The sequence below is a fragment of the Cloacibacterium rupense genome, from assembly GCF_014645495.1.
Lineage (GTDB): Bacteria > Bacteroidota > Bacteroidia > Flavobacteriales > Weeksellaceae > Cloacibacterium > Cloacibacterium rupense.
The window spans coordinates 414,839-429,080 of sequence record NZ_BMLV01000002.1 but is presented as its reverse complement, the minus strand read 5'-3'; the positions used below and the strand labels follow the sequence as shown (position 1 = coordinate 429,080).

The 14,242-nt window shown below is 33.5% G+C and carries 10 protein-coding genes; 7 read left to right on the top strand and 3 right to left on the bottom strand.

Annotated features, from left to right (window positions below; all coding sequences use genetic code 11):
- The first annotated feature begins 57 nt into the window (after positions 1-57).
- Both IEW40_RS05935 and IEW40_RS05930 read left to right on the top strand, forming a co-directional pair.
- Entirely contained in the window at positions 58-2,337 is a 2,280-nt protein-coding gene (locus IEW40_RS05935; protein ID WP_188617154.1) for a DUF5686 family protein, read from the top strand.
- A 150-nt stretch (positions 2,338-2,487) separates the two neighbouring features.
- Positions 2,488-4,602: a carboxy terminal-processing peptidase gene (locus IEW40_RS05930; protein ID WP_229663391.1), complete on the top strand. Its 2,115-nt coding sequence runs from the start codon at positions 2,488-2,490 to the stop codon at positions 4,600-4,602.
- Between the two features lie 50 nt (positions 4,603-4,652).
- Here IEW40_RS05930 and IEW40_RS05925 read toward each other — a convergent pair whose 3' ends face one another.
- Positions 4,653-5,165: a methylated-DNA--[protein]-cysteine S-methyltransferase gene (locus IEW40_RS05925; protein WP_188617153.1), complete on the bottom strand. Its 513-nt coding sequence runs from the start codon at positions 5,163-5,165 to the stop codon at positions 4,653-4,655.
- Positions 5,166-5,320: 155 nt separating this feature from the next.
- Between IEW40_RS05925 and IEW40_RS05920 the strand changes: the two genes are divergently transcribed.
- Both IEW40_RS05920 and feoB read left to right on the top strand, forming a co-directional pair.
- A complete protein-coding gene (locus tag IEW40_RS05920; protein WP_188617495.1) occupies positions 5,321-5,551 on the top strand; it encodes a FeoA family protein in 231 nt (76 codons plus the stop codon).
- A 30-nt stretch (positions 5,552-5,581) separates the two neighbouring features.
- Positions 5,582-7,624 (top strand): ferrous iron transport protein B, encoded by a 2,043-nt coding sequence (gene feoB / locus IEW40_RS05915; protein ID WP_188617152.1) that lies wholly within the window; start codon positions 5,582-5,584, stop codon positions 7,622-7,624.
- 38 nt (positions 7,625-7,662) lie between these two features.
- On the opposite strand, the gene IEW40_RS05910 is transcribed toward feoB, so the two are convergent.
- Positions 7,663-8,166, bottom strand: coding sequence for a ferritin (locus IEW40_RS05910; RefSeq protein WP_188617151.1), 504 nt, complete (start codon positions 8,164-8,166; stop codon positions 7,663-7,665).
- A 503-nt stretch (positions 8,167-8,669) separates the two neighbouring features.
- On the opposite strand from IEW40_RS05910, the gene glmM reads away from it, so the two are divergent.
- From glmM to IEW40_RS05895, 3 genes are all read left to right on the top strand, one after another.
- The gene (gene glmM / locus IEW40_RS05905; protein ID WP_188617150.1) at positions 8,670-10,052 is read left to right on the top strand and encodes a phosphoglucosamine mutase; all 1,383 of its coding nucleotides are present in this window, start codon (positions 8,670-8,672) and stop codon (positions 10,050-10,052) included.
- 100 nt (positions 10,053-10,152) lie between these two features.
- Complete coding sequence (locus tag IEW40_RS05900; RefSeq protein ID WP_188617149.1) at positions 10,153-11,523, top strand: tetratricopeptide repeat protein; 1,371 nt, start codon at positions 10,153-10,155, stop codon at positions 11,521-11,523.
- 23 nt (positions 11,524-11,546) lie between these two features.
- Positions 11,547-12,056: a hypothetical protein gene (locus IEW40_RS05895; RefSeq protein WP_188617148.1), complete on the top strand. Its 510-nt coding sequence runs from the start codon at positions 11,547-11,549 to the stop codon at positions 12,054-12,056.
- 34 nt (positions 12,057-12,090) lie between these two features.
- Here the strand turns inward: IEW40_RS05895 and IEW40_RS05890 are convergent, their stop codons facing one another.
- The gene (locus IEW40_RS05890) at positions 12,091-14,217 is read right to left on the bottom strand and encodes an elongation factor G (protein WP_188617147.1); all 2,127 of its coding nucleotides are present in this window, start codon (positions 14,215-14,217) and stop codon (positions 12,091-12,093) included.
- Positions 14,218-14,242 lie beyond the last annotated feature (25 nt).

The following is a 14,242-nucleotide window of genomic DNA, read 5'->3' as shown; positions in this document are numbered from 1 at the left end:
TGTAGTATATTGCGAGTTTGTTTGGGGCAACAATTGCTCTTTAAATGCCGATGAAAAATGAATTTAAGAAGAATAATATTTTTGTTTATTATATTGTTTTCAACTGTTTTGACTGCCCAGATTAAAGAAAAATCTATAGAAAGCGTTGAGTTGAAATCTACCAAAAAGAAACTGAAGAAAAAAGAAAATCCTGCTTACGAAATTTTGCAGGAAGTATGGAAACGCAAAAAAAGCAATGGCTTGGGCGGATTTAAGGACTATCAATTTAATGAATATGAAAAAATAGAAGTAGATGTTACCAATATTGATAGTGCATTTACTAAGAAAAAGATTTTCAAAGGATTAGATTTTGTTTTTCAATATGCAGACTCTACTGATAACGGGAATAATCTTACGCTTCCTATCTATTTCAATGAATCTGTTTATAAAAATTTTGGAAAAAACAATCCTAAAAAAGAGAAAAGAGACGTTATTGCCAATAAATCATCTGGCTTTTCTAATAATGAAGTTGTAGCCAATACCGCCAAGAATCTTTATAAAGAAATTAATATTTATGACAACACCTTAAATTTCTTTAATATAGGTTTTACCAGTCCTATTGCCAGAGATGGTTTTGCGAGTTATGACTATGTGCTGTTGAATGACGAAAATATCTCTGGAACAGATTGTTATAAAATTAAATATACCCCAAAAAGAAAAGATGTTTTGTCTATTTATGGAGTTGTTTATATTTCTAAAGAAAATTATGCCGTGGTGCGTTCTACATTGAAGTCTACCCGAAACATCAATGTCAATTTTGTTAATAATTTTTATTACGAACTAGAATACTACAATCCTAGTGACTCTATTTTTCTCCCAAGGAGAAATTATCAGGAAATTCAAATGTCTATTTTCGGGAAAAATGAGAAATCTAAAAGTCTTTTGGCAAAGAAAACGACTCTTTTTTCTAAATATTCTTTTGACCAAAATTTAGAAGACGATATTTTTGAGAGAAGTACAGAATCTCTAAGCGATGCAAGCGTTCAAAAAAGTGATGATTACTGGGAATTAGAAAGAAAAGAACCCCTTACAGAATCTGAACAGAATATCTATAAAATGATTGACGAGCTTAATAAAGTTCCGAAGTTTAAAAAAGCAGTAAAACTCTATGAAACGTTGGCTTCAGGATATTTTAATGTTTTTAATTCTGTAGATATCGGAGATATATATTCTATTGTAGGTTTTAATGATGTAGAAGGCTTTAGGCTAAGACTAGGAGCTAGAACTTATTTCACTCCAAATGATATGTGGAGGGCTGCATTTTATACAGCTTATGGTTTCAAAGACAGGCAGTTAAAATATGGCTTCGAAGCTAGAAAAATGTTTGACAGAGACAATAGATTTACCATTGGCGCTGGTACTAGAAGAGACGTAATGCAGCTAGGCGCACAATTAACCACAGACGAAGGAATTATGACCCGTTCTTTTGCTTCATCTGGCGTTCTCAACGTGGGAAACAATTTTAATTTGAGTTCCGTAAATCAGACCAGTGCTTTTGCAGCGATAGACCCATTGAAAAATTTTACGTTAAGATTAGACGCCACTTATCAAACCATAAAATCTGCCAATCCAGAAAAATTTTCTCTTGATTATTACAAAAACGGACAACTATTTTCTGAATTAGAAGACACTAAAATGGCTTTTAGTATCACGGCAAGACCAGGTGCTAAGTTTTCACAATATGGAGTAGACAGATATGAGCATAGCACACTAGCACCAACTTTAGTTTTGAAATATACCCAAGGTTTAAAAGGTGTTTTCGGGTCTGATTTTAATTACAGCAAACTTCAGTTTTATTATTTCCAACCGATTATGTTGAAGAGTTTTGGTAGATTATTGCTAAATGTAGAAGCCGGAAAAAACTTCAGTACAGTTCCACTAGCTTTGCAAAATGTAATTCCGGGCAACCAATCTTATTCTTTAATCCCCAATACCTTTGCGTTGCTAGATTATTATGAATTTGTTACAGACCAATATGCCACTTTCCATGCAGAGCATCATTTTAATGGGAAACTTTTATCTTACATTCCCTTGATTAAAAAGTTGAAATTAAGGGAAGTCGCTTTTTATAGAACAGCTATCGGTAGTCTTAGTGATTATTCTAAAAATATCAATTCCACCAATATATTGCTTAAAGCACCCAATAAACCTTATTATGAATATGGTTTTGGTATAGAAAATATTGGCTTTGGGAATATTAGAATCCTTAGAATAGACTTTAATTGGAGAGGTAATTATCTAGAAAATATAGATACTAGAAAATTCGGCATTAAATTCGGCTTTCAGTATAATTTCTAATTTCTTTGAAATAATTTTTTGCTTTTATTGAAAAATATAGAAAAATTCATTATTTAAACAGAATAAGATAGTACTTTTGCTAAAGTTTTCTTAAACTTGTAACAAAACGGATATTTTATAAAACTAATTCTAAAAATATTACATACTAATATGAAATTCAATCTAAAAAAATTGTTGTTTTTTGCACCCTTGATGACGCTGATGTTTTGCTTCAATTCTCCTCAAAATGATGAGGAAAAGATGCAAACCATTATGATTAGTGTAAAGAACACCTTGTCATATCTACATTATTCTCCAAAGCCAATTAATGACGCATATTCTGCAGATGTATATGATAAGTATCTAGAAATGATGGACCCTGCGAAAAAATTTCTTTTGCAGTCAGATGTAGATGAGTTTACAAAGCATAGAACAAAGCTTGACGATTATCTAAACAAAGGAGATTTAACTTTCTTTAATCTTACCGTAGATAGATTGAATGCTAGAACCAAAGAAGTGGAAAAACTTTCTCAAGATATCTTAAGTAAGCCTATTAATTTTGATGAAAAAGAGGAACTTATTCTTGAACCAAAGTTAAAAACTTATCCTAAAAACCAAGAAGAACTTAGAACAGAATGGAAAAAATTCATCAAGTATAATATTTTGCAAGAAATAGAAACGCTTAATGCTAAAGAAGAAACGCAGAAAGAGAAAAAAGATAGCGTTACTAAATTTAAATTGAAGGACACGATAAAATTAAATATTTTAACTCCTCAACAGAAACAAGCCAAAGCTACAGAAGAAGTGAAAGATCTTTTGACTTCGATGTTCAAAAGATATGAAAAGAGAAAAAAAATGGACTGGTTCTCTCTCTATATGAATGCCTACACAGAAGTTTTTGATCCACATACCAATTATTTTTCACCACAAGACAAAGAAGATTTTGATGTTAATTTTAAAGGAAAAGTTATAGGAATAGGTGCTACTATTCAAGAAAAGAAAGGTAAAATATTGATAGGAACTTTAGTGGTGGGCGCTCCAGCTTGGAAATCAAAACAAGTTTCTGAAGGTGATGAAATTTTAAAAGTTCAGTCTAAAAAGGGCGAAGAACCTATTAATGTAAGTGGAATGTTGGTAGATGAAGCAGTGCGTTTTATCCGTGGTGAGAAAGGTACAGAAGTAGTTCTTACGCTTAGAAAAAAAGACGGAAGCATCAAAGAAGTGAAAATGATTCGTGAAGAAGTTGCCATAGAAGATACTTTTGCTAGAAGTATTATTGTAAATACACCAAATGGTAAAAAATACGGTTTCATTAATTTACCTAGTTTCAATGCAGATTTTGAAGATGCCAAAGGCAGAAACGCTTCTGATGACATAAAAGCTGAACTGATTAAGTTAAAAGCACAAAATGTAGAAGGAATTATCCTAGACCTTAGAAATAACGGTGGAGGTTCTCTAACTGAAGTAGTAGATATTATGGGTTTATTTATGAAAAACGGCCCTGTAGTACAAGTGAAAGATGGAAATGGTAAAATACAAGTGCTAAAAAACAAACAAGACGAACCTATCTGGACCGGCCCATTGGTAATCATGCAAAACGAGCTTTCTGCTTCTGCTTCAGAGATTTTGGCAGGTGCCATGCAAGATTATGGTAGAGCGGTAATTGTAGGTTCTCCGCAATCTTTTGGTAAAGGAACTGTACAGACTTTTGTAGAATTAAACAGATTCTTAAATACCAGCGATGATTTTGGAGCTCTGAAATTAACCATACAAAAATTCTATAGAGTAAACGGTAAATCTACTCAGCTAAAAGGGGTAGATTCTGATATTCCTATGAAAGACCTTTTTTCTTATGAAGAAGTAGGGGAGCGTTATGATAATTATGCATTGCCTTGGGACCAAGTTTCTACTTCTGGTTTTGCACCTTTGAATACTCTTAATATGTCTGAATTGGTAAGCAATAGTGCAAAAAGATTGACCCAGAATAAAAATTACCAATTGTTGCTAGAATCTGCACAGTGGAAAGAAAAACTAGACAAAGAAGAGAAAGTAACTCTTAATCTTAAAGACTTCGAAAGTTTAATGAAAGCTAGAAAAGAGCAAATAGAAAAATTCAAATCATTGGTTAAATTTAACAATGGACTTAATTTTACACTACACGCAGACGAAGCCAAAAGAGGTAAAACAGATGAGGTTTTTGCTAAAAAATCTGAAAACTGGTTAAAGAATCTAAAAAGAGATATTTACCTTCAAGAAACCGTAAATATCATCTCTGAAATGAAATAAAATAGTAAAATACACAAAGAAGCCACCGAAATTTTCGGTGGTTTTTTGTTTTAAAACTCCAGCTCTATACCTTCTAATTTCAATAAGGCCGCTTTTCTTTCGATTCCGCCTGCATAGCCAGTTAATGAAAGGTTTTTACCAATCACTCTATGACAAGGTATTACCAAGCAGAGTTTGTTTCTAGAATTGGCATTTGCTACTGCACGCACAGATTTTGGTCTTTTCATTGTGTCAGCTTGAGATTGGTAACTTCTGTATTCTCCGAAATGGATATTCTGAAGTTCTTGCCACACTTTTTTTTGAAAATCTGTTCCAGAAAATTCTACAGGAACTGTAAAACCCTTGAGTTTTCCCTTAAAATACTGCTTTAACTCTTTATCTAAAAGAGAAAGGACTTTATTTCCTGTTTTCTTGATGACTCCATATTGAGAAGAAATTTCCTCAAAATGTTTCTCAAAATACTTACTATCTTCGAAATCTAACATCAGAAGTGCGTCTTGATTGGCAAAAGCGACCATTTTTCCTAATGGAGTGTCGTAAGATTTGGTGTACAATAGCTTCATAATGTATTGTTTTCTACAAATTTAATCAAGTTTTAGGTTTTATAGAGAACAAAAGGTAAAAAAAGCGAGCATATTATTTAGAATTAAAATAAATAAAGTATATTTGCAACTCATAATTTTTTAGAAAAATCTTGAAAAATATCAACTCAAATAAAATGTGCTGCTTCCCCAAAAAATTGAAGGGAAAAATTTGTGGTTATGATAACGAAAACCTGCAAATGCCCAACAAGATTATAGAAATGGGATTGTTGCCAGAAACCTCTTTTGTAATTCTGCATCAGGCGCCTTTCAGAGGGCCTCTTTATATAGAATATGGTGAAGAAAAAACCAGAGTGGCACTAAGAGAAGAAGAGGCAAGATTTATTTTCGTAGAACCCGAAAAATAACCAGAATTTTTAAAAATTTTGGAAAATATAATGCAAACTGAACCTCAAAAAGTAAAACATATTCTATTGGTAGGTAATCCTAATGTGGGGAAATCTACCATTTTTAATTTGCTTTGTAATAAAAATCAAAAAACAGGAAATTATGCGGGCGTAACGGTAGCTTCTCACCAAGGAACTTACATACACCAAGGCGAAGAAGTTGAAATTGTAGATTTGCCAGGTTCTTACAGCATTTATCCTACTTCGGAAGACGAAGCTATTTTTACCAAATATTTAATTGAAGAGCAAGAGAAATATAGTGGTGTAATTTACATCGCAGATGCGCTTAATCTAAAGAGAAGTTTATTGCTTTTTCAGCAAATCAAAGATTTAGGAATTCCAGTTTTGGTGGTTCTTAATCAAATGGATTTGGCAGAGAAAAGAGGTTTACACATCGATTCTAAAAAACTAGAAACCCTCATTGGTAATAGAATTTTAGAAACGAATGCCAAAGCTAATATTGGCATCGATGAAATTAGAAATGCCATCAAAAACAATGAATTTTCGGTTTCAGAAAAGCCTTTTTTTGATATTCCTTCAGAGAATTTAGGTTTAGTTTTCAAAATTTCGAGACAAATTAATGAGAAAAACTTTTACAAAGTTTGGACACTGATTGCAGCGGACACCTATTTAGGAAAACTAGAAAGTGTAAAAACTCAACTGAACCAAGAAGACCGAAAATGTATGGTTCCGAAGAGATTACAAGTGCAAGAAACCATTAGAAGATATCAGCAGATAGATGGTTATATGTCTCAAATAATTTCTAAAAAGCCTCAGTTTAAAGAATTATTGACAGAGAAACTAGACAAAGTATTGGTTCACCCTATTTTAGGATACTTGGTGTTTGCCTTGATTTTGTTGATTATTTTTCAAAGCGTTTTTTTCATTGCAGAATATCCTATGAATTGGATTGATGGTTCTTTTGCTTGGCTATCACAGTTTAGCAAAACACATCTTCCGGAAGGGCCTATCAATTCTCTACTTTCAGACGGAATAATCCCCGGAATTGGTGGAATTGTCATTTTTGCGCCGCAAATTGGGATTCTCTTGTATTTTCTCTATTTGCTAGAAGATTCTGGATATATGGCGAGAGTTATTTTCTTGATGGACAGATTCTTACGACCTTTTGGCTTAAACGGAAAAAGTATAGTTCCTTTGGTTTCTGGAACGGCGTGTGCTATTCCTGCTATTATGAGCACCCGAAACATAGAAAACGTAAAAGAAAGATTAATCACCATCTTAATCACTCCTTTTATGACCTGTTCTGCCAGACTTCCGGTGTACAGCATCATTATTGCACTTATCTTTTCGAATGAAACTATTTGGGGAATTCAGTATAAAGCTTTAGCTCTTTTTGCGATGTATTTCTTAGGTTTTGCTACCGCTCTTATTTCTGCATTTATACTCAAATATTTCATTAAAAATAAAGGGAAAACATTTTTAGTAATGGATTTGCCAGCGTATAAAATGCCACTTTGGGCGTATGATTTTAAATTGGTTTTGGGTAAAGTTTGGGAATTCATCACAGGAGCTGGTAAAATTATTCTGGCTGTAAGTGTTATTCTTTGGGTATTAAGTTATTTCGGCCCGAAAGATGGGAAACAATTATTTCAAGTTCAAAGCGAAGTAAAACTAGAAAACTCTTATTTAGCAAAAATCGGAAGGCAAATGGAACCTGCCATTGCACCATTAGGTTACGATTGGAAAATGGGAGTAGGAATTTTATCTAGTTTTGCGGCAAGAGAAGTGTTTGTTGGCACAATGTCAACGCTTTACAGTTTAGACGACGAAGCAGAAGAACAGACGGTAATAGAAAAAATGAGGGCAGATGTAAAACCAAATGGCGAAAAGGTTTTTAACTTTGCTACAGGAATTTCCATCCTTATTTTTTATGCTTTTGCGATGCAGTGTATCTCTACCATTGCAGTAGTTTACAGAGAAACCAAATCTTGGAAATGGACGGCAATACAACTGGTGTTTATGTCTGGTTTAGCGTATTTTGTTTCCATGATAGCCTATCAGATTTTGAAATAGATCCATAAAAAAACTGCTTCAGAAAGCAGTTTTTGTTTTTATTCTCCAGGAGTTAAAACCCTTTGTGCTAATTCTTGGTCGAATAGATAAAGCGCTGAAGGATTATCTTTCACCAATTTAATTTTTGTAATTAATTGAGATGCGGTAGCTTCTTCCTCTACTTGTTCGTTTACAAACCATTGAAGAAATGAAGCAGTAGAATAATCACCAATTTCATTGGCAGCTTTTACGATGGCAAAAATACTTTGAGTAACCAGTTTTTCATGTTCTAGAGCTTTTTCAAAGATAGCTTGTGCATCTGTGAAATCGTGTGGAGGTTGTTCTACACTTTGTAAAACAATTTTTCCGCCAAGGTCATTCAGAAAATCAAAGAATTTTTCAGCGTGCATTAATTCTTCTTTAGATTGAATTCTAAAATAATTAGCGATTCCGTCTAAATCTCTTTCGTAAAACCAAGCGCTCATAGATAAGTATAATTGCGCGGCATATTGTTCTTTTGCTATTTGTGAGTTGAGCAAATTATAGATTATGTCTCTGTTCATCTTGAATATATTTTACTCAAAATTATGAAATTTTATCTCTTCCTGGGCATTTTTTACACCTTTTTCCCTTTTTGAATTTTTTGCAGCATTTCTTTTTGCCACAATATAATTCTTGATTGGCGTTGGTATCTATCGCTGGAACAATCAAATTAAAATATGGGTTAGCTCTAAATTCATTCATTTGGCAAAATTAACGTTTATTTAGAATAAATACAAATAAAATTAAAAATAATATTTGTATCTTTGCAACATGAATTCACTTGTTATTCAGTATATTATCATTTTTGTCGTTGTGTTAGCGTCTTGCTATTCATTGTTTATTATTCTGAAGAAAAACTTCACACAAAAAAAATTTGATAGCAAAAGAACACATTGTGATAAAGATTGCGGTTGCAGTTAGTTTTTTTAGATTCTATTATTTATCCACAGAAAACAATTTCCTCTTGTTAATTTCAGTAATTTTGCAGAAATTTAGATTTTAAACCTTAAACTTTAATCAAAAGATGTCTTTAATCAAAAGTATATCAGGAATCCGAGGAACAATAGGTGGTAAAGTAGATGATAATCTTACACCAGTAGATGTAGTAAAATTTACCGCAGCTTTCGGAACTTGGCTTCAAAAAACTCAAAATAAAAAAGATTTAACTTTAGTCATTGGTAGAGATGCTAGAATTTCTGGCGCAATGGTTAATTCATTGGTTACCGCTACTTTACAAGGCCTGGGAATTAATGTAGTAGATTTAGGTTTATCAACTACACCAACTGTAGAAGTAATGGTTCCAGAGTTAAATGCTGACGGTGGAATTATCCTCACTGCTTCTCATAACCCAAAACAATGGAATGCGCTGAAATTGCTTAACGAAAAAGGAGAATTCATCAGTGGAAAAGATGGTGCAGAAATGCTGGAAATTGCCGAAAAGGAAGATTTCAACTTTGCTGAAGTAGATGATTTAGGGAAATATGAAACCAGAACAGATGCTTTTGATATTCATATTCAAAAAATTCTAGATTTACCAATGGTAGATGTAGAAGCCGTGAAAGCTAAAAAATTCAAAGTGGTTTTAGATGCTGTAAATTCTACAGGAGGAATTTCGCTTCCGCCACTTTTAGAAAAATTAGGTTGCGAAGTCGTGAAATTATATTGCGAACCAAACGGACAATTTCCGCACAATCCAGAACCTTTGAAAGAGCATTTGACGGACATTTGTGATTTAATCAAAAAAGAAGGAGCAGATGTAGGAATTGTGGTAGATCCTGATGTTGACAGATTGGCATTGATTGACGAAAATGGCGAAATGTTCGGCGAAGAATACACTTTAGTTGCGGTGGCAGACTATTTGCTGAGACATAAGAAAGGAGTTGCGATTTCTAACCTTTCTTCGAGCAGAGCTTTGAGAGATGTTGCTAGAAATCTAGATTCTGAATATTTTGCAAGTGCAGTTGGAGAAGTAAATGTAGTAACTTTAATGAAAGAAAAAAATGCAGTAATTGGCGGTGAAGGAAACGGCGGAATTATTTATCCAGATTTGCATTACGGAAGAGATTCTTTGGTTGGTGCTGCATTGTTTTTGACCCATTTAGCAAAAGAAAACAAAACTGTTTCTGAGTTAAGAGCTACATATCCAGCATATTATATGGGCAAAAAGAAGATAGAGCTTACTCCAGAAATTGATGTAGATGCACTTTTGGTAAAGATGCAAGAAGAATATAAAAACGAAGAAATTTCTACGATTGACGGTGTGAAAATAGATTTCCCAGAAAATTGGGTGCATTTAAGAAAATCTAACACCGAACCAATTATTAGAATTTATACAGAAGCCTTTTCTCAGCAAGAAGCAGATGATTTGGCAGATAAAATGATAGAAAAAATTAAGAGTTTTATCTAGTTTGATAAGGTTTGAACGTTTGAAGTGGTTTGATTGACTACTTTTAACTATTTCAAACAAAATCAAACTTTTTCAAACCTTCAAACAAAAAATAAAGAATTTGGAAGAATTTTTTGAAAATGAACTTTCTAAAAAGTTCGAAGAAATGATAGAGAATAACGAGAATTACTATTTCGATTCAGAAGAAATAGAAGATTTGGTTATTTTTTACCTAGAAATGGGAGATACGCACTTTGCGGAAACTGCCGTAAATTACGGATTAAAACTCCACCCTAATTCTCTTGAACTTAAAGTAAAACAACTAGAAGTTCTTTTGGATTTAGAAAGATATGTACAGGCTCGTCAGTTAATCAATGAGCTAGAACCAGCGTGTTCAGAAACCACAGATTATTTGGTTTGTTGTGCTAAATATTTTTCTAACAACGGAAATCCTAGAAAGTCTATAGATTATTGTCTCAAAGCTTTAGAATTAGAAGAAGAAGAAAATTTCCTTCATAATTTTATTGCAGACGAATATCATAATCTAGACGATCCTTTTAATGCGCTAAAGCATTATAAATTAGCACTTAAGCACGATCCTCAAGATGATTATTCTCTGGAAAGTGCGATGATGTGTTACCAACAACTTAACAGACACGAAGAAGCAGAAGAATTTGCCCAAAATTACATCAATCAGTTTCCTTTTTCAGAAACCGCTTGGTTCGAAATGGGACAGTTTTATTTCAATAGAAAAAACTACGAAAAAGCAATTCTTGCGTTTGATTATTTACTTGCCATCAATTCTGATGCAACGGGCGTTTATGCCAATAAAGCAGCATGTTACGAAGCTTTAGAACAATGGCAAAAAGCAATAGAAGTGTATGAAGAACAGTTAGAATTAGAATATACCAAGGCTTTTACCTATTACAAAATAGGGTTGTGCTACAAGGAAGATAAAAAGAATCTGGAAGCACTGAGAGCTTTTCAAAAATCTCTGAAAGAAGACCCTCAATTTTATCTTTCGATGATGGAGCAAAGTGATATTTATCTAGAAATGGGCAGTAATAGAGAAGCACTACATTTCGCTAAAGAGGCGGTAGCTTTGAACGAAAATAACCTTGATTTTCAGAAGAAATTAGCATTTTTATATATAGATTCTGGCAGATTCGAAGAATCTCTTACTTGTCTTAAAAAATTGGTAGAAGCAGAACCCAAAAGATTCTACAATTGGTATGCTTACACCGAAGTTTTAATGTTGATTGGTGATTACGAAGATGCAATTACGGTCTTAGAGAAAGCCCTGAAATTACACAAAAGAGCAGAATTGTATTACCAAATGAGTAATTCTTTCTTTAACATTGGTGAAGAAGAACACGGACAAAACGCCCTTACAATGGCACTAGAACTAGATTCTTCAATTGCAGATGATATGGAGCAAAAGTATCCTTACATCAAAGATCAAGTAAAAAAAGTGAAAAGTAAGAAGAAGTAAAGTTGAGGAATTTTGTTTTTATATTGTCATTACTTTTAAATTCTTTTCTTTTTTCTCAAGAGATAGAATGGCAAGAGACAAGAAAAATAGAGTTTTCTGATTTTAAGGGAAAACCTCCTGCTATTAGTAATTTTGCCGCTAATTCAATGATAAGCATAAACTATAAAGTTTTATCAAAATCAATTTGGACAGGAAAAATTAAGATTAAAATTTTTGCAACTTTTGATTCTGAAAAGTCTTGGGTTAGTCTACAATATTTAAATCAAAATGGATTATTGGAACATGAGCAAATTCATTTTGATATTGCTGAATTTTTTTCACGGAAATTGTCAAAGGTATTATTAGAGAGGGTTGATACAGTAGAAAAATTCAATAGGGACTTTCAAATATTATATGACAAGGTTTATCAAGAGTATATTGATTTTCAAAACTTATTTGAAGAAGAAACTAGCTATGGGACTAATATTGAAAAACAAAAAATTTGGAAAGAAAGAGTTGATAATCTTTTAAAAATAACAAAACCTCAACCCTAAAAGTTGAGGTTTTAAATTGATTTTCTTATTTAAACTAAGCTTCTGCTTTTTCTAGAGAATGTTGTTTTACCAATTCTTGTTGTACGTTGGCAGGAACCAATTGATAGTCACTAAATTTCATCGTAAATTTAGCTCTACCACCAGTTAAAGAACGCAAGGTAGAACCATAATCATTCATTTCGGCTAGTGGAACTTCTGCCATAATTTTTTGATAATGACCTTCGGTATCCATTCCAGAAATCATTGCACGTCTGGTTTGTAAATCTCCCATCACATCACCAGTACATTCGTCTGGGCAAAGAATTTCTACGTGGTACATTGGTTCTAACAATTGAGGTCTTGCATTGTGAAAAGCTTCTTTGAAAGCTCCAGAAGCTGCCAATTGGAAAGAAATATCATTAGAATCTACGCTGTGCATTTTTCCGTCATAGACAGAAACTCTAATGTTTTGACAATGAGAACCTGTTAATGGCCCTTCTTTCATCTGTTGCATTATTCCTTTTTTAATAGCGCCAATGTATCTAGAATCGATAGCTCCGCCTACAATGCACCAGTAGAAAGCAAATTTTCCGCCCCAAGATAAATCTTCAAATTCTTTATTTCTAATGTTGAAACCTTCTGGTTCTGGCATTCCTTCGTAGTAATTTTCTACTCTCATATGTATTTCACCAAATTGTCCTGCGCCGCCAGATTGTTTTTTGTGTCGGTAATCTGCATCTGCTTTTCCGGTGATGGTTTCGCGGTAAGAGACTTTAGGGTTTTTCATTTCCATTTTTACCCCAAATTCTTTTTCTAAACGGAATTTTACCAAATCTAGGTGCAATTGTCCTTGTCCGCTCAAGATGGTTTCTTTGGTTTCGTTAGATTGCAAAACTTGTAGCGTAGGGTCTTCTTCTTGAATTTTGTGTAAAGAAGAAATAAGTTTTTCCATTTCGGCAGCGTTTTCAGTAAAAATGGCTTTTCTGATTCTGCTTTCAGGGAACTGCATTGGCTCTATTTTTCTATCTACACCTTTTGTATTCAGGGTGTTATTAGAATGTCCGTATTTCAATTTTACGGTAACGCCCAGATCACCAGCAACTAATTTATCTACAGGAGTTCTGTCTTTACCTTCGGCTAAGAAAATCTGAGAAATTCTTTCTGTTTCGCCGTTTTCTGCATTTACCAATTCATCACCAGGTTTTAATTCACCAGAATAAACTTTGAAATAAGAAACAATTCCTACTTGTGGTTCACTTTGGGTTTTGTAAATAAATAAGGTGGTTTTATCGTTAGAGTCACATTTTAGCAATTCGCCGTTTTCTAATTTTTCGCCAGCTCTATCGGCAGGAGACGGAGCAATATCATCTATAAAGCCCATAATTCTACCAGAACCCATATCTTTAAGTCCTGAAGCTACAAAAACTGGGAAAAAATCGTGTTTTGCTAAGGCAATATTAAGACCTTGAGCCAATTCTTCTTCTGAAAGATTTCCTTCTTCGAAATATTTTTCCATTAGACCTTCCTCGTTTTCTGCGGCTATTTCTACCAATGCGTTGTGCATTTCATTAGCTCTTGCCAGTTCAGATTCTGGGATTGGTTTTTTCTCTGGCTTACCACCAGTTGCAGGAAATTCATACATTACCATTCTCAAGGCATCAATAATTTGATTGAATCCTTCTCCAGAATTTAATGGATACTGAATTGGCAATGCTTTTGCTCCAAATCTATTTTTAATTTGTTCCAAAGACGCTTCGAAATCTGCCTTTGGATGGTCTATTTGGTTGACAACAAATAGGGTAGGAGTTTGGTATTTTTCTACATATTCCCAAACCAATTCTGTACCTACTTCTACACCAGCAGAAGCATTAACGAGGATAAGTGCGGTATCTGCTACTTTAAGAGAAGCGATTACTTCGCCCACGAAATCATCAAAACCTGGAGTGTCTAAAACGTTGATTTTGTTTTTTCTCCAGTTTACAAACATTTGGTGAGAAAATAGGGTGTTTTCGCGCTGATGTTCTAGGTCTGTGTTGTCGGAAACGGTGTTGTGTGCTTCTATAGTTCCACGTCTTTTGATAGCGCCGCCTTCAAAAAGCATAGTCTCTATAAAGGTAGTTTTACCGCTTCCTGAATGTCCGAGTAAAACTACGTTGCGAAGGTCTTTGGTGTTAGTGCTCATATCTTTTGATTTTTTAAAATTATTT